Raw genomic sequence first — 21,092 nt, 5'->3', positions numbered from 1 at the left:
GCTCCGTATGGCATAAACGGGACAGCCCTTGGATCGGCGGTGAATTCCATGCTGCCTGACGGTACCGCAGGCAGCATGGGGAGAAAATCTTCCAATGGGATGAAAACGTTATCTTAACATCAGGGCCGCACGACCCCCAGAAGGCACTTCCGTGCCTCTTGCCGGGGCGTCCACCTGCTTTCGTTACCAGCAAATCCTGGGTCTCCTGAGAGATCACCTGCTGCATACTGGACTTGATAATGTCGCAGCCGGCGGCCAGATGCTCCATCGAGACGGTCAGCGGAGGCATGATCTTCAGCACGCAGTCTCCTCTGCCGGCTCTTTCAATGATGAGCCCGTTCTCGAAGCTGATCTCCGTCATCCGCTTCGCCTCGGCTTCATCCTTTCTGAACCTTCTGAAGTCATGGAGCAACATATTCTCGGCAGTCATTTTCCACAATTGTCGGTCCCCGCATGCCAGCTTGCTGGGTAGCCAGTGGACTGGTCTCTCGCACACAGCTTGGATAGGTATAAAAACCATCCAATTCTATTTTCTATCATAATTGGAAAGGTAACCTAAGTAAAATTATATCAAAATTCCGAAGAATGTATAGTAAAACTTTAGTTAAATTTGGTCAAGGTGTTAATATTTTGCCTAAAAAGAGCGAATGGAGAAGAAACGCTGGGAATGGTTTTCCATCAATCGAGGAATCGACGCGTGTCGACATTCAGGCGGGGTGCCGGCCGATTTGGGAGATCTTCCCTGTATACATTCTCTGCCGGTGCTCCGAATCCTTGCGCTTTGCGATAACTTAACATGATTACCTGACGAATTTCTGGAAGCCTGGCTGGAAACGTGACTGGATGTCAGCTGGATATTCTGCTGGAAAATCCGTTGGATACTCGGTTGGAACTGCCCGGCTGGAAGCTGGCCGTAGCGTCCGCCCGGATGGCAGCCGGCATAGTTTTGTATCCCGCCGTCTTCACTGCGCCTCTGCTAGAGTAAAGGGCAGATAAATTCTGCCCCTCCTCATCAAACCGTACGTGAGGTTTTCCCTCATACGCTTCTTGGCATACCATTTTGTGAGTCGCTGAAGGATGTACCAGTCACGTTTAGCCATCTTCCTTTGGCTGTAGGTCGTAACGTAGTAGTTACGCCAACCCTGTATTTTCGGGTTTAAGTATTCCAAATGTTCTTGGAATGATTTGTGACGCATATTCGCAGGGGCTAGTCGTTCCTTCACGACTTCCCTAATTCGCTCCTTTGCCTTACGGCACAGCCATTGTTGGGTCGTATAATATACTTGGCTTTCGGAAGTTTCGGCCTTCGTCTTTCGGTGAAGCATGCCTAGGAAGTCGAAGCCTTCTTCTCCTGTCCATAGTCCGACGATTCGCGTTTTTGTCGGGTGTAACGTTAACTCCAGACGTTCCATTATCGTTCGAATGATCTCGTATGCCCGATCCGCATCCTTCTTGGGGATATATTGGCGCTTTACGGGTTTCCCATACCCTGGCCTTTACCTTGTTTTATCCATTTTTCTATCGTGGTGGGAATCGGATATGCTTGAGCCATAATGCCCCTCCATTCACCTCGTAGTTTCTTAATGCAAAAAAAGCCCCATTGTAAAAACAAGGTGCCTGACTTTAAGATGTGTGATATATAATTTTTCAAGAGAGATTTCAGTACTAGGCTAGCTTCTTAATAAACTAACTTTCGACAAAAAAGCGTAAATTATAAAGGATGTATATTTAGTGAGATTATACCATGAATTGTGCTTTAAGGAATAAAAAAATAGGTCTTACCATCATAAATATCTTGGTTATCGAGGTTGATATACAATCGCTCAGCACGTAATTTTCACATCTTTGGTCTCCGTCGGATTATCTTAGGTTGCTTTCTTTTATTCTCCAATCCCTTTGAAAAATAACACTGCTACAGATAGTGTCGTCTTAGAGGAATCTTAAATTGGGTTGCTTTTTATGAAAAAATTTATGCATCCATTCGTCTTTCTCCAGCTTGGTCAGTATATATTTAGTCGTTATATTTTTTAACTGACGAAACCGATTAATCTCAGATTTTTTAAAGAAACCTTTTGCAGCATACTCCATCAATAACTCGTAATTAATACGCCCAGCACAAACTAAAGAATCCTCACTTAATTGATCAAGTGCATCTTTGACATTAAGCTGCGGACTTGGGATCACTACATTCAAGCTTCCAAAAGGAAGCTCTATTCTTTGAATTTCCTCTTTGACTACCCCGACTCATGGCTTCGCATGAGCTGTAGAAGGATATACGAGTGTACGCATATACTCCAAGGAGCACTAATATTCAAACCAGGACTCGTAACGAACATCTTATAGACGTCGGTGTGCCCATGGCATCAATTACATCTTGGATGGAAGATCCTATCGTAAATGGAGCGGCCCCCTTCTTCTTTAAGCCAATAGATACTTTCAAATTATGGTTGATATTACTCCACCCAATGATATGATCATTAGAGTCCAATTCCACATTTGATTCCCATAAGTCCATGAGTTTCCGATGATCGATGTCGAAGTTCCCATAACATCAATCACTTTTTGTTTCGGAGACCCTATAGTAAAAAAAATTGGGACTTTCTTCTTCCAGATTTATATGGATAGCCATGTGTCCATCTCAATTGGATGGATCATATGTCTAATGTGAACTTAAAACATAACTACTGAAGGCTTTGCAATAATGAGTCCCCTTCACGGCTCCGCGAAAGTTCATTTATCTCTATACCGCTTTAACTTCAAATCAACAATTCCCTCTATTTCCTGTTTATCGCCCAGGTCTAACTTTCGAAATCCTGAGATTAATTTTGATTCAAGATCATCTAACTTAACTTGAAATAATCCACTATAAAAAGTTGCCGCCTCATCAAGTAATAACCAATCTAAATCAATATCGAAATTTAGTTTAAGGGCAATTACGGTTTCTAAGGATGGTTTGTACTTATCTTTTTCCAATTCACTTAATGTACCCTGAGAAATACCAATAGTAGATGAAAAGTCAGTTTGATTAAGCTTATTTAATTTTCTTATACTCTTTATCTTTTCACCCAAAGTCTTCATTGCTCCACCTACCATCCATAAAAATGAAATACATACTTAATTTATAATAGTTATATATATTATATATTCATTTGTATTTTAGATAAAAAAACATTTTTTTCATCGCGACAATAAGCTCTTGATTTCTCATACTGTTTTCAACAGAAACTTGGATTTCTCCTGCTTCAATTACTTAAGATACCAATACATGAAAGGGTTCAAAGCCCTTTGATTTGTCATGCAACTATACTCGCTCTGATTGAGCCAAAGCAGTCGCCTCCTGAATTTAATAAAAAAAGCCCGATGATACTTGCTCATCGGACTTTTGTTAAATACTTACTAAGAAAAGATATTATTGTTATTTTTCGTTAATATTTAGTACACAACTTTATTTTTTAGTACACAATCTTATTGTTTAGTACACAACTTTATTGTCCGAAGACAAATTAGTGTCTATATACAATAAAGTTGAGTTCTGAATAGTGTTGATAAATCAACGTTTTTCGTTATTTCATAATAATAATAAATAAATAAAGTTGAGTTCTCAAATCATATTTAAAGCTTCTCCTTCAATTAAAAAAGTCATTTTATAATTATCCGTTATTACTTAGCCCCTCATCGGATTTTAATTTCAAAAAGTTGGCCACTGAATCAGAGAAATAAATCATATAAATAATTGTAGATAAGGGGATTAATCAACGCCTCTTTTCCCCAGAGCGAAGGAAGCACAATATCCTGATCTGACAGCCCAATTTGCGACAACATTTCTTCGCCAAAGCGACTGAGAAATTTTGAATACATTGTTGTTGTATAAAAAGAGTGGGTTTGTTCAACTTTATCTCTATTTAAAAAATAAAACATGTTCTTTCGGATTTTAGTAAAGCGAATGGCTCTTTGCATGTGAAGCAGGAGCCAGTTATTGTGGGCAATGGTAAACAAGTCGTTATTAATATTTGAATGAGTACAATGAAGGGATTGAAAAAACTCGCGCAAATGTTCAATCCTGGTATGTTAAACGTAGCAAGAGGGATGACATAGCTTGGAGACAATTTGTGATTTACCAGCCCCCACATATAGCTTGATTGCGCGCATAAAAACAACCTTCTCCCCACTTTTCAGGTGCCTTGTTCAAGCGCATATCTTGTAAGCTGGACACGATTTTGAAGATACAACTTTTGCAATATAATTTTCAAATGGTTTTTAACCATAGTATAACGAGGTTCCATTTATTTGAATGCAGGCATTCAATGATACTCTTCTCTTATACTTAACCTTGCATAATACTATCAGGAAGAGTATCTCGCTTGATATGAGGATCGTAATTGGCGACCACAAGAATATCCATATGCCGCGCAGTGCTCAGTAACTTTTGGATAATTGTTCCTTCCCGTAAACGTTTCCATATGGGGCTGTCACTCTGACCAATAATGAGTTGGGTAGTATGATATTCATTAGCTCTGGCAAGAAGAACATCTGCAAGCTTATCAGAATGCCCAAGTGGCACAACTTCAAAATGCCCGCCTAGACGCACTACCAGGCTTTCGAGTTTCTCTTTTTTCATCAATTCCTCTTCATTCATCGTATCCGTTGGGTGTACATATGTGACAATCCATTGTGCCTTTAGTCGGAATGCAATTCTAAATCCCCGCCGGATTAACCTTTCTGCATTGGAACTCAGCTTGACGCATACGAAAATGACCTCCCGCTTATTCCAGGGTCCACGTAAGGAACTTTTGCGCTCCCATGCTTCCAGACGTTCATCCACATCGTCCGCAATTTCCCGAAGCGCCAGCTCCCTTAAAGCAATTAATTTTCCAATTTAAAAAAAGTTCCCCAGAGTCTGATCTATCTTCTCCCGGGCATATATCTTTCCTTCCTTCATACGGGCTTGTAGAGCCTGCGGTGCCACATCGATCAGCTCGACCTCGTCAGCAAGGCGAAGAATGGAATCCGGGACGGTTTCCCTGACACGCACCCCTGTAATTTGCTCCACTGCATCATTTAAGCTCTCTAAATGCTGAACGTTAACGGTAGAAATGACAGAAATCCCAGCATTCAAAATTTCCAATACATCTTCATATCGCTTTTTGTTTTTGCTACTGGGAACGTTGGTGTGAGCCAACTCGTCGACAAGTACCAGTTCAGGATTCCGCCGGATGATTGCCCCAGTATCCATTTCTACAAGTTCTGTGCCTGAATATTTGATTTTTGTGCGCTCGATTAATGGCAGTTCTGCAACCTGCTGGATGGTTTCTTTTCGCCCATGCGTTTCCAGCAAACCAATTACAACATCAATGCCCTTTTTAAGAAGATGATTGCCCTCTTGCAGCATAGTGTAGGTTTTGCCAACTCCAGGAGCCGCACCAATAAAGACCTTGAATCTTCCCCTTTTGATTCGTCCAATTTTCTCATCCACTTCCCGTGAATTTAAGCGGTGATATAACGGGTTTTTCTTCCGATTGGTCATTTTGGCTGGCAGAATCCGCTCTCCATGGTGCTCCGCCCGATCAGCAACGATAAAGATATCCATATTTTTGGATTTTTTTAGAATGTCATTGATGACGGAGCCTTGTCAGAAATAATGTCCCGGTTGCAGTATAACGAGCTTTCGAGCATCTTGGTGCATCTTCTTTCAATTGTTCTAGAGTTAAAGCTGCGCAAGCAGTCTTCGGCATATTTAAATAAATCAACAAAGCTTATGACTGAGACAAAATTCCTTTTACAAACAATGAGACACTGTGCTTGTAGAACTCTTCCTCGGTGACGAGTTGGGACTGATATTGCCGGTGAATCAGCTCGCTCATCTGAAATCCGTAGCACATCGAGAGAAAAGACATGGCGGCAAGACGCTCATCCTGTCTGGCTATAACTTTTTTCTTCTGCAAGCGTTCAAAATATTCAACCAGCAAGGAGTGCAGCTTCACCGGCGGATCGGCCAGCACTCTGTCCAATTCGGGAAGCATTCCTTTGTCGCGGATGCCAATCAAAATGATGTCCGCATTTTTATGGAAAAACAAACGGTACTGCTGGCTTACATTCAGCAGATCGACTTCCGGATTATCGGTCGCGTCCTCTTTTAACAGCTTCTCAAATTGCGGGATATCCGAATGTCTTTCAATGATGGCTTCCAATATGCCTTTCTTGCTTCCAAATTGCCGGAAAATCGTAGATTCATTGACTTTAGCTTCCGTTGCAATGGCTTTGGTGCTTACTCCCCGATAGCCCTTCTTTTTGATGAGCCGTGTCGCGGCTTCAATGATTCTGTCTGAAGTTTGCATTGTATTTCTCCTTTTGCATATGTTAAACCTATTCTACTACAAGTTTTGCATGTGCAGCAGGGTCGGGGTTCATCATTTTCATAAACGTTTATTTAAGGCAAATCGCTTCTTTTTTCCCAGCGGCTTGGTTCCGTAATCTTGACATGATCAGGCACCAATTGCGTGAGCGTGCCTAATTTATCAAATGTAATCTGGATTCGGTCAGAGGGCAACAGCCATTGTTCGGTCTCGATTGCGCAGCAATCCGGTATCGTCCCCATTCCTATAATCGTGCCCGGGAGCGGCGTGAAAACTTTGAGAACCTCCTCCATCACTTTTGCAGGGTGTGCAGAATACTCGGATGTGCTTCCCTTCCAGTGCAGTCTCTCCCCGATGCGTACATCCACATCCAGTACCAGCGGGTTGTCGATTTCATCCGGCGTAACCAGAAATGGTCCTATTCCTTTGCTGCGATCAAAATCTTTGCAGCGCGTCGGTCCGGTCAGCGCCTGGAAATCCGGCCACTGCACATCGCGGACAGTACTGTCGTTAAAAATAACATAACCTGCAATGCAGTTCCCCTTCCCTGTAACAAAGGCCAGCTCCGGCTCGATATCCAGGTAGGAAGTGTACGAAGGCCAATGAATCGTATCCCCATCGCCAATTAATGCATTATGGTTACACTTGTAATAACTGAAAGTTACTTTATTCGGATCTTTCTGGAATTTTTCGGTAATATTTCGTTTAAGCTCTTCTCTTTCCGACCCTGTATATTCTCTTTGCAGCAGATTTGCGCCAGCATTTCTCAGATGTCTTGGCGTCAGCCCAAAATCGATAAGCGCAGCCGGATTCGGAACCGGCGGCAGCAGTTTTACCGCTGCAATCGGGCAGATTTCATGTTCATTGAATTGATGCGACTGTTCGACAGCATATTGCATCAATTCCTTAGCGGCATCATAACTTGCCGGCAAATAATGAAGATAGCTGTCCATACATTCAAGACTGTCAACGAATGTTCCCTGCTTTTTCATGATTGCGGCAAAAGACACGACAAATTTCTCGTTAATTACAAGCCCAAACAAAGGTTCCTGGGATGTCTTGGTTTGAAAGGTTACTAGCTTCATGTTGCAGCGCCTCCATCTATGTAGTGTGATGTTGTTCTGTTACTATCATATAGCACAGAGAAAATGCATGCAAGTACATGCTTGCATTTCTGTTTTCCATTCTCTATAATAAAGACATAGTCAGTATGCCTTACCCCAAAAAAATATACGCAAAGGAGAATTTTCATGAAGTATGGACATATTATCCAAAAACCTCGTGTTAAATTTTTTGAAGTTGCAGATGGCGTCTTTGCCGGTATTTCGCCGTATCGCGGCATCAGTTGGGCCAATGCCGGGTTCATCAACAAGGGTGAAGGGCTGGTGTATGACACGTTCTTCGATTTGTTCCATGCGCGGGAAATGCGGGAGGCTTTTATGGAAGTAAGCAACGGCGGCTCTCCCGCATATGTGGTGAACTCGCACTATAACAGCGACCATGCCTGGGGAAACAAAGTGTTTGAAGATGCTTGCATTATTATGCACAAGGAAGCGTCCAGAGAGCGTCTCACCGAAAATATCGCCTGGATGGACAGCGTCATTAGAAGAGGAAAGGATTCTCCGGAATCGACTTCGGGCGAGCGGTTTTTTGCAGCGGAATTTGAAGGATTCGACCTGGAAGGCGTAGAATGGGTGCTCCCGAATATTGAGATAAAGGACGATATCAACATCCGTCTTGGAGATACGGAAGTTATGATTTACAACGTAGCTCCGGCCCACTCTGACAGTGACTTACTGCTGTGGATGCCAAAAGAAAAAGTGCTGTTCGCCGGCGATGTCGTGTTTAACGGTTGTACGGCATACAGCGAAGAGGGAACCCTCAATTGGGTTAAAGTGCTTGATCGCATTATTGATGAAATTAAACCCGAAATCGTTGTTCCAGGACATGGCGCCATCTGTGGCCTGGACTTCGTGAAGGAGCAGAGAGACTACCTCCTGAATCTGATCAGCGAGTTCAACAAGCATTACAATGGCGAAATTGATTCCTTGTCCCTGACCAAGCAAATTGATATTTCCCGCTTTCTTCATTGGATTCAGCCAGAACGCTTGTATGTTACAGTGGATATCCTATTGAAAAGCAAACGAGGGTTACCACCCCTTCCAATTTGGAACGAGGTGCCTGCTAAGCTGGAAGACATGAAAGCTTTTTTGGCCGGAAAATATGGTAATCAAATCAAGCCATGGGACCCTATGAGTGTTTGGCAAGAATAGCAATTTGAAGCTAGCCTACGAAAAACAAAAAACGGCCCTGTCGCAAACGATGCGAACAGCGGCCGTTCTTTTGAATTGTTCCACGGAAATAAAATCGGCGCTTAGAACCGATTATGAAAAAAATGGAGATGGACTTATGACTTACTAGTAGAACTCTTCTAAAACGATATAACCAAAATTTGATGTTAAGTGTATTTCTCTTCTTTAAAGGGATTCCAAGACTTTTGGCGGTAGCCACCATCACTAACCTGCCCGTTAGCTTAATGACGAATCGTCAGTCTAAGACTTTATTTTCTCAATCTATATCTTTATTTTCTTAGTCTAGAACTTTGTTTTACGGTCTAATACTTTATTTTCTTTTAACATTTTTAAGGCATCTTAATAAGAAGCTTCCGGGAAAGATTAGTACCGAACAATCTTCAGCTTTATAAAATCAATAATTTCATCTCTATCTTCTTTAGTAAGTTCTCGAAACAAAGAAATAAGTTCTAGTTCCTAGGCTTCAATAGCTAAATTAAAAATAGGGTTCTTTGATACAGGCGTATCTCCAAAGATTAACCACTCTATATGGGAATTGAAGTTTTCTTTAATTGCTATAATTATATCAAGAGAGGGTCTATATTTATCTTGCTCTAGTTCACTCAACGTTCCTTGAGAAATTCCAATTGTATTTGCAAACTTTATTTGATTTAAGTTGTTTGTTTTTCTAATAGTTCGAATTCGTTGGCCTATTGTAGACATAATTGCCCTCCTAAGCTAAAAAGATCCCGATATATCATCGGGATCTTTCTTGATGTTTGTAAAATGACCAGTTCCAGACTTTTTTTACTGGTTCCACACTTTTTTATCACCAGACAATTAGTTTAGCATTTTACTAAAGCTTATTCTACGGTAACACTTTTCGCCAGGTTACGTGGTTTGTCAACATCATGACCCAGTGCAAGAGAAGCGTAGTAAGCCAACAGTTGGAGAGATACAACCGAAATTGCAGCAGACAGGATTGGAAGTGTCTTTGGAATGGCAAATACCTGATCCACGGACTTCAGCAACTCAACTGCGTGCTCTTCGTACGTAATCGCAAGAACATCTGCACCACGAGCCTTAACTTCCTTAATGTTGCTCACGGTTTTCTCCAACACGGATTCCTGTGTTACCAAAGCGATAACCGGAATGCCGTCTTCAATCAATGCCAGTGTACCATGCTTCAATTCACCCGCAGCATAAGCCTCGGAATGAATGTAGGAGATTTCCTTGAGCTTCAGGGAGCCTTCCTGTACTACAGCATAGTCCTGACCGCGACCAATAAAGAACAGGTGCTTGTGGCTCGCAATTTGCTCAGCATAGGCTTTGATCGCATCTGCTTTACCCAGCATCTCTTCCACTTGCTCTGGCAGAGATTCCATAGCAGCCAGCACATGAGCTACTTGCTCATCCGTTTGTGTGCCACGCACTTGAGCGAGATACAAACCAAACAGATAGAATGCAATCAACTGTGAAGAATATGCTTTAGTGGAGGCTACTGCAATTTCCGGTCCTGCCAGTGTAACCAACACATCATCTGCATCACGGGCAATGGAGCTGCCGACTACGTTGGTAATCGCCAGTACATGAGCGCCATTTGCTTGCGCTTCACGCAGTGCTGCCAACGTGTCAGCAGTTTCACCGGATTGGCTCACCACGATCACCAATGTCTCTGGTGTTACGATAGGTGAACGATAACGATATTCGGAAGCCACATCGTTTTCTACCGGTATACGAGCCAGACTTTCAATAACTGTACGACCAATCAAACCAGCATTGTAAGCTGTACCACACGCGACAATTTGAATGTTGCGGATATTTTTAATTTGTTCTTCTGTCAGCTTCAGCTCAGGAAGAACAACTTTTTTAGTATCTTTATCGATACGGCCCAACATTGTGTCACGATAAGCCTTAGGCTGCTCGTGAATTTCTTTCAGCATAAAATGCTCATAGCCGCCTTTTTCTGCTGTTACAGCATCCCATTCGACATGAATCATTTCCCGAGAAATAAATTGGCCTTCGATTGTCATTAATTCGACAGCATCACTGGTCAAAACAGCCATTTCGCCATCGTTCAAAATAAATACATTGCGTGTATATTTCAGAATAGCCGGAATGTCGGAACCGATAAAGTTCTCGCCTTCTCCCACACCAATAACCAGCGGGCTAGCTTGACGAACAGCAACCAGCTTATTAGGCTCATGCTCTGTCAGCACACCCAGTGCAAAAGCACCGCGCATAAAGGTAATAGCTTTTTGTACTGCTTTAACGATATCCCCTTTATATTCACGCGCAACCAGATGGGAAATAACTTCCGTGTCCGTTTCGGAAATAAAGGTATGACCTTCGCTGATCAGCTGCTCCTTCAGCTCCAGATAGTTCTCAATAATTCCGTTGTGAACTACAGAGAACTTTTGGCTCTCATCCAAATGTGGATGGGAGTTTTCATCAGAAGGCTTACCGTGCGTTGCCCAACGTGTATGTCCGATACCTGCATGGCCTACCAATGGCGTACCATCCAGTTTAGCTTCCAGATTCGCCAGACGACCTTTAGCCTTAGCTACTTGCAATCCTGAATCTGTAAACACGGCAATACCCGCAGAGTCATAACCGCGATACTCCAGCTTCTTCAATCCGTCAATCAATACCTCTTGTGTATTCTGATTACCAATATATCCTACAATGCCACACATATTCGTTATCCTCCCGATCATCATTTCACAAGACGACTCATCACAGGACTAACGTGTGCGGTAGATTGCGGAATAAAGTTCATTCATCTATGAAGTTGTCAATGATAACTATAGAATTTACAGGCATCTCTTCACGAATGTAACGAAATTCCCAAACCGCGCACGCCAATGATGATGGCCGCACATTCATGAAATGAATCTTATAATTTAGGTTATAAAATAATAAAGGCATCTACCGGTGCGTTGTGTAAACAGTTGCCTGTTCATTTTCCGCTGCCGGTTTACGGCTTGATGCTTCACCGGAAGGTCCCCGCCGAATGTTTCGAACACCTTCACCTCGTCAGCTTGTTTTGTCGTGAACCGATTTGCGAGCAACTTTATCTCAACTGAATCCATTGCTTCTCCACCAAGTTCCCCCGCACAAAATCAAGCTCTGGCGCTTGTATTACGTTACCTTACAACCCTCGCTTTCTCTATCTGAGTCACAACATCCCTATATTATATTCAGCTAAGTATCATTTGGCAATGACACTTTATTCATAATTACACCATGAAGGCCATAAATCGTTAGTAAATAACCGCAAACGCCGTTGCCTGCTTCTTTTTCACAGGCAACCGACGTTTACAAAATTTTAAACTAATTCTTTCTTCACGACATCTACGATCTGACCGACAAATTGCTCCAGTTCGTCCTTATCCGGGCCTTCGGCCATCACACGAATAAGTGATTCTGTGCCTGAAGCACGGACCAATACACGCCCATTATCGCCCAATTGTTGTTCCACCTGCTCAATTGCTTCTGCAATAGCAGGATTCCCCTCGTAATTGCGTTTGTCCTGCACACGCACATTTACGAGCACTTGCGGATACTGTTTCATGAGCGATTTTAGCTCACTCATTTTCTTGCCAGAAGCTTTCAAGGTATCTACCAGCTGAATCCCGGTCAGCATGCCATCGCCTGTCGTATTGTGATCCAGGAAAATAACATGACCAGACTGCTCACCGCCCAGATTAAATCCACCCCGACGCATTTCTTCCATCACATAACGGTCCCCGACCGCAGTTTTTGCAGTCTTGAGTGCCAGCTTTTCAGTAGCTTTATAAAAACCGATATTACTCATCACTGTCGATACAATGGTGCTATCCTTAAGTTTTCCCGCGCGGTTCATTGCATCTCCGCAAATGCAGAGAATATAGTCGCCGTCTACCTCTTCCCCGTTCTCATCAATCGCGATCAGACGGTCGGCATCGCCGTCAAAGGCCAGACCAATATCCGCTTTCAAGCGGCGCACTTCCTCTTTCAACTTCTCAGGATGAGTCGATCCGCAATGATCATTGATATTCAAACCGTTTGGCTCGGCACCGATGGTATGTACCTCAGCTCCCAGTTCTGCAAAAAGCTTCGGCGCCAGCTCATAAGCTGCTCCGTTTGCACAATCCAGTACAATTTTTAACCCTTCAAAAGAATGGCTAATTGTTGTTTTCAAGAACTCCAGATAATCGTAGCGGGAATGCTCGTCTACAACAACCGTTCCCAATCCGCCGCCAATCGGACGAGGCAGTTGGTCTTCTTTTGCATCCATCAGCTCTTCAATTTTCAATTCCGTTTCGTCTGTCAATTTAAAACCGTCGCCGCCAAAAAACTTAATGCCGTTGTCTTCAACTGGATTGTGTGATGCTGAGATCATTACACCAGCGTCAGCTTTCAATTGACGTGTGAGATATGCCACCCCAGGTGTCGAAACAATACCTAGACGAACCACATTAGCCCCAATGGACAGCAAACCGGCTACAAGAGCCGATTCCAGCATCAGTCCGGATATCCGTGTATCCATACCAATAACAACTGTCGGTTTCTCTACATTACCTGCTAAAACATATCCGCCGCAGCGGCCAATGCTATATGCCAGTTCGGCTGTAAGTTCCTGATTAGCAACGCCTCGTACACCATCTGTACCAAAATATTTCCCCATGTAAAATGACTCCCTTTTTTTGTCTAATAAATCTTGATTATTTACTACAGATAAAACATGTTATGGCTGACTGTTCTCCGAGGTTCCATTCGCAGAAGAATCTGCGCCGTTATGAGGATTTGTTTTATCCTCCGCAGCTGCGTTGTCCCCGGTCTTAGCGTCAGAGTCCCCACCTTGACTGCCTTGCCCCTCCTGTGGCCTCTCCTGCCCCTTTTCGCCACTACCAGAGGAGTTTGATTCATTCTCACTATTCGGATTCGTTACAGCAGGCGTAGAAGGGCTCTCAATGTTGACCGTTGCCTTTAGTTGGCCAGCATTCCCGGCTTGCGTAATATATTTAGGCAAGCCTACTTTCAGAGTAACCTCGTGTTGACCAGCCGCGAGGCCACTTACATCTGCCACCAAACTAATATCATCATTGGTTAAATTGTTTACCATATCCTGCGGGCCCTTCACAGTAACATCCATCGTCTTGCCTGCGGGCGCTGTAACAGTCGCAGTCGCTCCATCTCCTGCACCTTGTAAAACGATTGGGATGCCTGACAGCGTCCGTTCCGTATCTGTGACTTCATTGGAAGGAACGACGGTCACCTGAATTTGTATTGACCCTGGCTCGATTTTATCAGAACCTGAGGGGGCTGCCAAATTAGCTTGAACTGCACGGGTCCCCGCTTCCGTAAATTGACTTAAATCCAATGTAGCCGTGACGTAAGAACTAAGGCTGCCCAATACATCCTGCGATGCATACACCGCCGCTTCTTTCACGTTTGCATTGACTTTAGAAAGCGCCAATCCGTCTGGCAACTCTCCGGAATATACAATCTTAACAGGCACAGATTTCGCCTGCTGAGTTACCGGAATTTCAACGGACACAGTGGATGGCTCAATGACCGCACCTGTAAGTTCCTGTCCCTTTTTGTTATAAGCCTTCAGTTTTACACGCTTCTGTTCAAACTTTTCTGAGATGCCATCCGTATTAACAGCCCCCTGAACGGCAGTGACGGTACTCAACTGGCTTTTGGGCAAGGTAACCTTCACGGTTTGAGGAGCAATCACAGGCTTACCAAGCTGCAATCCCGCATCTGGATTTCCCTTAGGAACTATAGATACATTAAATGATTTCGTTTGTTTTTCCTCAATCGTCACTGTAACACGGTTAGGAGTCATAGATACCAATTCCACCCCGTCCGGTAAATCCGGTTCGAGTGATAATGTTTTAGTGCCTGCTCCTAAGCCGTTTAAGTTTAGCTTTGCCTGATAATTATCCGCGAAAAAGGAAGTCAGCACAGAGCGCTGTCCTCTAACTTCCATCTTTACATGGTCAGTATCCATGGTAGACAATACATATTTTGAATCATCCAGACCACTGGCCTGAATGGCCACATTATCAATCACTTTATTATTATAAGAAACGGTCAGCGTAGATGAAGGTGTACCTGTATCTAGATGGACCATTCCCCACAGCAGAACAGCAACCGCAAGCGCCAAAATCTTTGAAATCGTATTATTGTTAATCCATTTGTCCATCATGAATTTCCACGGCCTCCCCTCCGATTCCAGAATGAGCCGCGTTTTTCCTTCAAAGACGGTGTTGGCCGCAACTCCTCATACAGCTTGGAGATTAGGGATTCTTCCTTAATGTCGCGCACGACCTGTCCATTAATGGCCAAAGAAATTTGCCCTGTTTCCTCTGACACCACGACAGTTACGGCATCCGTTACCTCACTCACCCCAATCGCAGCCCGGTGACGGGTTCCCAACTCCTTGCTGATGAACGGATTTTCCGATAATGGCAAATAACAGGCCGCAGAAGCAATCTGTTTATTTTGAATAATCACCGCACCATCATGCAGAGGGGTATTAGGAATGAAGATGTTAATTAGCAGTTCAGAACTGACTACAGCCTGTGTCTTGATACCAGACTCTGTATATTCGTTTAGCCCTGTCTCACGCTCAAATACGACCAAAGCTCCTATTTTCCTACGTGATAAATAATTCAGCGCCTTAATCATTTCTCCGATTAACTTGTTAATTTCTTCATCATCCGCAGACGAACGCCCAAATAGTTTGCCACGCCCCAACTGTTCTAGTGCACGACGCAACTCAGGCTGAAAAATAATAAAGATAGCCACCACACCAAAGGTGAACATCTGGTTCATCAACCACTTGAGGGTATACAAATCAAACCAGGTACTAACCGCCCAAATGACAACCAGAAATAGAATCCCTTTCAACAATTGAACTGCACGCGTTCCGCGAACAAGTAAAATAAGCTGATACATAATATAGGTTACGATCAAAATGTCGATAATATCTTTAATGGACTCTTTCCAAGTCAGGTCCGCAAAATAATCCAACATGCGCATGCCCCCGCAATTTTCTGTAGTGAGTGGGTGTAATATGTACACAGTATGCTCTCTCTATCTAGGTTATAACGATCAGGCTCACGTTGCAAGCTGTGTGACAAAAGAACCGCTAAAATCAGTAAAATACAGTACAATTCGCCAGCTTCATATACAAAAAAACGCCTTTTCCAGCGGAAAGAGGCGCTCGATATCGTCCTTGCCATTTCAAGCTTCTTTTATGGAGAAGAGGGTCCCCCGAATAAATCAGTAACCTTGTACCAAATCCAATCCAAGGTTTGATCAATACTTTTAACCTGTCCTGCAATATGAGCGGTGGACGCTTGATAATAAGAACCATCAATTACAGTTACATTTCCTTCCACATCGCCGTATACACGGGCTTCACCATTTTGCACTGTTAGATCTCCGGCAATGGATTTCCCTTCAGGCACAATCACAGTATCACCCTGAATAACGACTTGATCCAGTTGGCTTCCTTTGACTACCAATTGATGGTCCGTGCTAGAAAAGCTAGCCATGCTTGAGCATATAACAATAAGGAAGAAGGCAGCGGCTGTTACAGCGGGATGCCTTTTCACCCACGTCAGCATAGGCACCGCAGTCTGTCTTTTATGCGGTGGCAAAGCATTCATAATGCGAAATGTCAGCTCATCCGATACACACGGCACTTGATGATAGCGTGTACCGTAAAGCATCGCATCCGTCCGCTCCAGCTCTTTAAAACGCATGCGGCATTCCGGGCAGTCTAACAAGTGCTGTTCCAACTCATGTTTGTCCTGCTCAGACAGGTCGCCATCTAGATAGTCATGCATAAAAGAGACGGCTTGTTTGCAATCCATATGAGCCAATCCTTTCTAATATTCTTCCGTGTTTCTCAACATAACATGCTCCGGCTTAGAAACTTTGCTCATCTTACATACGTTACAACGAGCATTATGTTTCATAAAAACATCTACGCAGACTCTTTTCCTAGAATCTATGCGCATGATCTATAGCTTGTGCTCCAGTTTTTTGCGCAGAAAATCCCGGCCCCTGTGTACTCTTGTCTTAATCGTGGTGACTGGGAGATTGAGCACATCGCTGATTTCCTGTAAGGAAAGCTCCTGCAAGTACCGTAAAACCATAATCGTCCTATATTTATCCGGAAGGCTGTCAATGGCGTCATGAATTAAAGCCTGCGTTTCGGACAGAAGCGTACTCCCCTCAGGGGTAAGCTCTTCACTGGCGAGCATGGCGTACCCATCGACACCTTCCTGATCATTCATTTCAGCATCAAGTGAGTATGTAGGTTTTCTCCTTCGCAGACGATCAATGCACAGATTTGTAGCAATTCGATAAATCCAGGTTGAGAACTTCTGTCCATGATCGTATTTTTCCAAATTACGATACACACGCAAAAAAGTTTCCTGCACCAGATCCTCCGCCTCATGGCGATTACCTAGCATCCGGTAGGAAAGATGAAAAATCCGATCTTTATATAACTCGACTAACTCCGCAAAAGCTCGCTGATCACCTTTCTGTACCAGCCTCACCAAGCGGCTTTCCATATTATCCACTCTATACTCCCCCAGACTTGCTGATGGGTTACTTACTACATGTTTATGATTATTCATCGTAGTTTAATTTTATCCGGAAATCAACTGTAGTATTGTTACTAACTGCAAGCACACCTGCCATCAATATACAAACAGCACAATCGGGCACCCCATGAGTACCCGATTGCCTGTATTCGTACAACCACACTATATCAGCCCGTATTTCTTAAGCCTGCGGCAATTCCGTTAATCGTCAACAATACCTCACGCAGCATTTCAGTGTCATCACCGTTCTGATCCCGCAGCTCCCGTAGCTCACTTAGCAATTGAACCTGCAAGTAACTTAACGGATCAACATAAGGATTACGCAACCGGATAGATTCCTGAATAACCGGCACGTCGTCCAAAATCTCGGATTGTCCGGTTATTTTCAAAATCAACTCAGATGTCAGCTTGAACTCCGCTGAAATCTGTCCGAAAATGCGCTGCCGGGCCTCTTCGTTATCCGACATCCCAGCGTACTCTTCTGCAATCAGTAAATCCGCTTTAGCGATTGCCATTTGCAGTGTATCAATAAGTGACCGGAAGAAAGCAGAGTCCCTAAACATCGTTTGCAGCACTTTAAGGTTATCCTCATTGTTTTGATAGAAGCTTTGCAAACCTGTTCCAGCCGCATACCACGCAGGTAATAAGTAACGGCTTTGTGTCCATGCAAAAACCCATGGAATGGCGCGCAAGTCCTCAAAACGTTCGCTGTTCTTACGCTTGGACGGACGAGATCCAATATTCAGCTCGCCCACCTCAGGCAACGGTGTAGATTCTTTGAAGAAGTTGAAGAAATCTGGATCTCGGAAAATCAAATCCTGATACTTATCCAGTGATACTTGGGAAATGCGGGCGATAATCTCCTCCCAGCTCTCCTCAAACACTTCCTTCTTCCCGGAACGATGATATGCCACAGCCGTAATCAGCGCCGATGTTGCCTGCTCCAAGCTCCGGTACGCGATGCCTCTAAGCGAGTATCGGGATGATAGTACTTCGCCTTGCTCCGTAATCTTGATTCCGCCTCCAATCGTATGAGGAGGCTGAGCCAAAATACTGCGATTAAGTGGCATTCCACCACGACCCAGCGCACCTCCACGACCGTGGAAAAACTTCACTTTTACGCCAAACTCATTAACTACTTCCGTAATGCTATTCATAGCGACCCGAAGTTCCCAGTTCGCTGTAACCACACCGCCATCTTTATTACTGTCCGAGTATCCCAGCATAATCTCCTGAAGCTGGTCCATCGCAGCCACAGATTGTCGATATACAGGCAAGTTCATCAATCTTCTCATAATATCAGGTGCAGCATGCAGATCATCTATCGTTTCGAACAAAGGGACGGATTGCAGCGTACAGATAACAGTACCATCCTTCTCGATGCGGAACAGGCCTACCTCTTTGGATAAGACCATAACCTCCAGTAAGTCACTGGCTCCCTGAGTCATACTGATCAAGTAGCTTGTAATGGACTGCTTGCCGAATTCCTCCTGAGCCAAATAAATCGTACGATATACGTCAAGACATTCCTGTGTACTATCGCTATATTTTAAATACGGTGAAGTAATCGGACGAGGTTCATTCAGCAGCTTTTCCAGCAGATTTATTTTTTCTTCTTCTGACAGCTTACTGTAATCCGACACAATATTCATTTTAGAAAGAATTTCAGTCATCGCATTTTCATGTTCTTGACTATGCTGACGCACATCCAGCGTAGCTGTATGGAATCCAAACAACTCTACCTGGCGAATCATCTTTTGAATATATGTGTTTGCTACATAATCGGCAAAATGATGACGCAGGCTGTTATCAATAACATTTAGGTCTGCAATGAGCTCTTCCGCAGAATTATAACGCTCATTGGTGCCCTGTTTGCTTTCATCCAGGATGTTGTTCACTTTAGCAATCATATATGCCAGTTTAATGCGATATGGCTCTTTTTCGTTATGCCATACTTCCATCTTTTTAAGTGTAATGTGTGTACGGTCTTCTTCAATAGAAGCCAGCAGATCATCGGAAACTCGCACAATGCTGGTGCTGAAACTCAAGTAACCCATGAGTTCCTTTAACGTGTGCTGATATTCTCTCAAAGCCAACTTGCGCTGCATACGTAACGTTTCCCAAGTCACATGAGCTGTCACAGACGGATTGCCGTCTCGGTCTCCACCGATCCAGGAACCAAATCTCAGATAAGTGGGTATGTGCCATTTTTGTTCGGGATAATATTTGTCCAAACATCGTTCCAATTCTTGGTACACATCTGGCAGTACATGAAACAAGGTCTCGTGAAAATAATACATTCCATTTCTTACTTCATCTAATACAGTTGGCTTGCGATCACGTAGCTCATCTGTCTGCCACAGCGTAATTACTTCGTTTAGCAGATTCTCCCGTACCTGTTCCCGCTCACGCAAGGTAAGCATCGGATTATCCAGCAGCATGACGTCCTCGGAAATGCGCTTGTGGATATCCAGAATTACTCGTCGTGTCGCTTCTGTAGGATGTGCGGTCATGACCAGCTCCAAAGAGAGCTCTTTCAGCAAATTGCTAACGTCCTCAGCGGAGAAGCCCCCTTGTTTAAGCTCCTGAACGGAACTTTCAATGGAACCAGGTTGAACATCTTCACCAGCCGAATGCTCATAATCCCGCTTACGGCGAATACGATGGTTTTGCTCAGCGATATTCACCAACTGAAAATAAATCGCAAACGCGCGAATAACCTGGTGACGAATATCCGTATCCAGTCCGCTGACCATTTGTTTGAAATTCTCATACAACTCCGGCTGATACCCGGCACGTAACGATTTACTTGTCTCACGTATTTTCTCCACGATATCCAAAAGTTCGTTGCCACCCTGATGAACCAAAACCTCACCAAGAATATTCCCTAGAAAACGAACGTCCCGCCGTAGCAGATTGTTGGATTGGTTTTTGTTAGCGGTTAACGTAAGCTCAGTCATGCTTTTCCCCCCATCTGATCTGTTCCACACCATATACAGTTGTAGCAAAGGTACGTATACACACGAAATTTGACACTTTCTTAACATCATACAATAAAAACGCATGAAAAGCTGCAAAATTTACAGTAAAAAATCATCTTTTTGAATTACTTCTTTCGAGAAAATATTGGATTTTTATGAATAAATATGAAATTAATAAATAGAAATGAATGTATACACTAGTGATGCGTGAAACATTATGCACAGTCTCTTATAAAGAGTGTGTTTTTAAAGGTGCAAATTCATGCAACATAGTGTGTATATGTTTATTATTTGTTGACAAAGTCAACTCCATTAGCCTTCTATCCACAAAGATATACACAAATTAGCCATTTTCTCAGTGTTTCTAAGGTATTTCCTCTTTAACACTTCGATTTTTACCCACATAAATAAAGGGAAATGTGCACAACCCAAGAGCAACTGTTGAGTTATCACCATGAATTCGTACCATAATAGCTATAGGATTCCTATATTTAAAGGATTTGATCACGAAATTAGCCTTACTGCAGGAGAAAGGGGTACGTTAGAGGGGAAATTCGGGATCTAGGTGTCAAAAGTAACAAGAGCCTATGTACAATATGCACAAGTCATCCCCAACTGTGCATGACAGGAGACATAATTGCACTAGCTTATATACATAGAAGTAAATGTAATGTGGACAAAATAAAAAGAAGCCTTTCGGCTTCTAGGTAATCGGTAAGCGGGTGATGGGAATCGAACCCACGCTATCAGCTTGGAAGGCTGAAGTTCTACCATTGAACTACACCCGCAAAATAGTATCGGGATGACACGATTTGAACATGCGACCCCCTGGTCCCAAACCAGGTGCTCTAC

The 21,092-nt window shown here is 43.5% G+C and carries 16 protein-coding genes, 1 tRNA gene and 3 pseudogenes; 2 read left to right on the top strand and 18 right to left on the bottom strand.

What is annotated here, in order from left to right; translation table 11 throughout:
• Positions 1-181: 181 nt before the first annotated feature.
• Positions 182-382: pseudogene (locus NSS66_RS26750) on the bottom strand (diaminobutyrate--2-oxoglutarate transaminase); the annotation flags it as partial.
• A 453-nt stretch (positions 383-835) separates the two neighbouring features.
• Between NSS66_RS26750 and NSS66_RS26745 the strand changes: the two are divergent.
• A complete protein-coding gene (locus tag NSS66_RS26745; protein ID WP_023990470.1) occupies positions 836-985 on the top strand; it encodes a hypothetical protein in 150 nt (49 codons plus the stop codon).
• Here the strand turns inward: NSS66_RS26745 and NSS66_RS26740 are convergent.
• The 8 genes and pseudogenes from NSS66_RS26740 to NSS66_RS26705 form a co-directional block, all read right to left on the bottom strand.
• Positions 963-1,412, bottom strand: coding sequence for a group II intron maturase-specific domain-containing protein (locus tag NSS66_RS26740; protein WP_023990471.1), 450 nt, complete (start codon positions 1,410-1,412; stop codon positions 963-965). The two genes, NSS66_RS26745 and NSS66_RS26740, sit on opposite strands and share 23 nt — an antisense overlap.
• 517 nt (positions 1,413-1,929) lie before the next feature.
• Entirely contained in the window at positions 1,930-2,184 is a 255-nt protein-coding gene (locus tag NSS66_RS26735; protein WP_068939597.1) for a hypothetical protein, read from the bottom strand.
• Between the two features lie 546 nt (positions 2,185-2,730).
• On the bottom strand, positions 2,731-3,078 hold the full coding sequence (locus NSS66_RS26730; protein WP_023990474.1) for a helix-turn-helix transcriptional regulator: 348 nt from the start codon (positions 3,076-3,078) through the stop codon (positions 2,731-2,733).
• A gap of 630 nt (positions 3,079-3,708) precedes the next feature.
• Entirely contained in the window at positions 3,709-4,050 is a 342-nt protein-coding gene (locus NSS66_RS26725; protein ID WP_071558193.1) for a hypothetical protein, read from the bottom strand.
• A gap of 122 nt (positions 4,051-4,172) precedes the next feature.
• A pseudogene (locus NSS66_RS26720) lies at positions 4,173-4,262 on the bottom strand (DNA-binding response regulator); the annotation flags it as partial.
• A gap of 62 nt (positions 4,263-4,324) precedes the next feature.
• Positions 4,325-5,629, bottom strand: a pseudogene (locus NSS66_RS26715) (histidine kinase); the annotation flags it as partial.
• A 124-nt stretch (positions 5,630-5,753) separates the two neighbouring features.
• Positions 5,754-6,335, bottom strand: coding sequence for a TetR/AcrR family transcriptional regulator (locus tag NSS66_RS26710; RefSeq protein WP_053326174.1), 582 nt, complete (start codon positions 6,333-6,335; stop codon positions 5,754-5,756).
• Positions 6,336-6,427: 92 nt separating this feature from the next.
• Positions 6,428-7,438, bottom strand: a complete 1,011-nt coding sequence (locus NSS66_RS26705) for a fumarylacetoacetate hydrolase family protein (protein WP_071558190.1) — start codon at positions 7,436-7,438, stop codon at positions 6,428-6,430.
• Positions 7,439-7,603: 165 nt separating this feature from the next.
• On the opposite strand from NSS66_RS26705, the gene NSS66_RS26700 reads away from it, so the two are divergent.
• Entirely contained in the window at positions 7,604-8,626 is a 1,023-nt protein-coding gene (locus NSS66_RS26700; RefSeq protein ID WP_023990479.1) for an MBL fold metallo-hydrolase, read from the top strand.
• Between the two features lie 495 nt (positions 8,627-9,121).
• Here the strand turns inward: NSS66_RS26700 and NSS66_RS26695 are convergent, their stop codons facing one another.
• The 9 genes from NSS66_RS26695 to NSS66_RS26655 form a co-directional block, all read right to left on the bottom strand.
• Positions 9,122-9,367 carry a helix-turn-helix domain-containing protein gene (locus tag NSS66_RS26695; RefSeq protein ID WP_053326177.1) on the bottom strand — a complete coding sequence of 82 codons (246 nt, stop codon included), beginning with the start codon at positions 9,365-9,367 and terminating at the stop codon, positions 9,122-9,124.
• Between the two features lie 140 nt (positions 9,368-9,507).
• Positions 9,508-11,340, bottom strand: a complete 1,833-nt coding sequence (gene glmS / locus NSS66_RS26690; RefSeq protein ID WP_071643165.1) for a glutamine--fructose-6-phosphate transaminase (isomerizing) — start codon at positions 11,338-11,340, stop codon at positions 9,508-9,510.
• Positions 11,341-11,972: 632 nt separating this feature from the next.
• Positions 11,973-13,313, bottom strand: a complete 1,341-nt coding sequence (glmM, locus tag NSS66_RS26685) for a phosphoglucosamine mutase (protein WP_013312125.1) — start codon at positions 13,311-13,313, stop codon at positions 11,973-11,975.
• A gap of 60 nt (positions 13,314-13,373) precedes the next feature.
• Positions 13,374-14,843, bottom strand: coding sequence for a CdaR family protein (locus tag NSS66_RS26680; protein ID WP_340960101.1), 1,470 nt, complete (start codon positions 14,841-14,843; stop codon positions 13,374-13,376).
• Complete coding sequence (gene cdaA / locus NSS66_RS26675) at positions 14,840-15,673, bottom strand: diadenylate cyclase CdaA (protein WP_013312127.1); 834 nt, start codon at positions 15,671-15,673, stop codon at positions 14,840-14,842. The genes NSS66_RS26680 and cdaA overlap by 4 nt, the downstream gene beginning before the upstream one ends.
• 221 nt (positions 15,674-15,894) lie before the next feature.
• Entirely contained in the window at positions 15,895-16,518 is a 624-nt protein-coding gene (locus NSS66_RS26670) for an anti-sigma factor (RefSeq protein ID WP_013312128.1), read from the bottom strand.
• A gap of 150 nt (positions 16,519-16,668) precedes the next feature.
• Positions 16,669-17,235, bottom strand: coding sequence for an RNA polymerase sigma factor SigW (sigW, locus tag NSS66_RS26665; RefSeq protein ID WP_016818747.1), 567 nt, complete (start codon positions 17,233-17,235; stop codon positions 16,669-16,671).
• Positions 17,236-17,426: 191 nt separating this feature from the next.
• On the bottom strand, positions 17,427-20,219 hold the full coding sequence (gene ppc / locus NSS66_RS26660) for a phosphoenolpyruvate carboxylase (RefSeq protein ID WP_264454484.1): 2,793 nt from the start codon (positions 20,217-20,219) through the stop codon (positions 17,427-17,429).
• 738 nt (positions 20,220-20,957) lie between these two features.
• A tRNA-Gly gene (locus NSS66_RS26655) sits at positions 20,958-21,028 on the bottom strand.
• Between the last annotated feature and the right edge of the window lie 64 nt (positions 21,029-21,092).

The organism is Paenibacillus sp. FSL R10-2748 (assembly GCF_038005565.1).
GTDB classification, from domain to species: Bacteria; Bacillota; Bacilli; order Paenibacillales; family Paenibacillaceae; genus Paenibacillus; species Paenibacillus polymyxa_B.
This window is presented reverse-complemented; position numbering and strand designations above follow the sequence as displayed.

Excerpts from the sequence above, each read along its gene's own strand:
- NSS66_RS26680 (WP_340960101.1), bottom strand. The coding sequence starts at position 14,843 with ATGATGGACAAATGGATTAACAATAATACGATTTCAAAGATTTTGGCG.
- NSS66_RS26670 (WP_013312128.1), bottom strand. The coding sequence starts at position 16,518 with ATGGATTGCAAACAAGCCGTCTCTTTTATGCATGACTATCTAGATGGC.
- NSS66_RS26700 (WP_023990479.1), top strand. The coding sequence starts at position 7,604 with ATGAAGTATGGACATATTATCCAAAAACCTCGTGTTAAATTTTTTGAA.
- glmM (WP_013312125.1), bottom strand. The coding sequence starts at position 13,313 with ATGGGGAAATATTTTGGTACAGATGGTGTACGAGGCGTTGCTAATCAG.
- NSS66_RS26710 (WP_053326174.1), bottom strand. The coding sequence starts at position 6,335 with ATGCAAACTTCAGACAGAATCATTGAAGCCGCGACACGGCTCATCAAA.
- NSS66_RS26695 (WP_053326177.1), bottom strand. The coding sequence starts at position 9,367 with ATGTCTACAATAGGCCAACGAATTCGAACTATTAGAAAAACAAACAAC.
- glmS (WP_071643165.1), bottom strand. The coding sequence starts at position 11,340 with ATGTGTGGCATTGTAGGATATATTGGTAATCAGAATACACAAGAGGTA.
- NSS66_RS26740 (WP_023990471.1), bottom strand. The coding sequence starts at position 1,412 with ATGGAACGTCTGGAGTTAACGTTACACCCGACAAAAACGCGAATCGTC.
- NSS66_RS26705 (WP_071558190.1), bottom strand. The coding sequence starts at position 7,438 with ATGAAGCTAGTAACCTTTCAAACCAAGACATCCCAGGAACCTTTGTTT.
- cdaA (WP_013312127.1), bottom strand. The coding sequence starts at position 15,673 with ATGTTGGATTATTTTGCGGACCTGACTTGGAAAGAGTCCATTAAAGAT.
- NSS66_RS26730 (WP_023990474.1), bottom strand. The coding sequence starts at position 3,078 with ATGAAGACTTTGGGTGAAAAGATAAAGAGTATAAGAAAATTAAATAAG.
- ppc (WP_264454484.1), bottom strand. The coding sequence starts at position 20,219 with ATGACTGAGCTTACGTTAACCGCTAACAAAAACCAATCCAACAATCTG.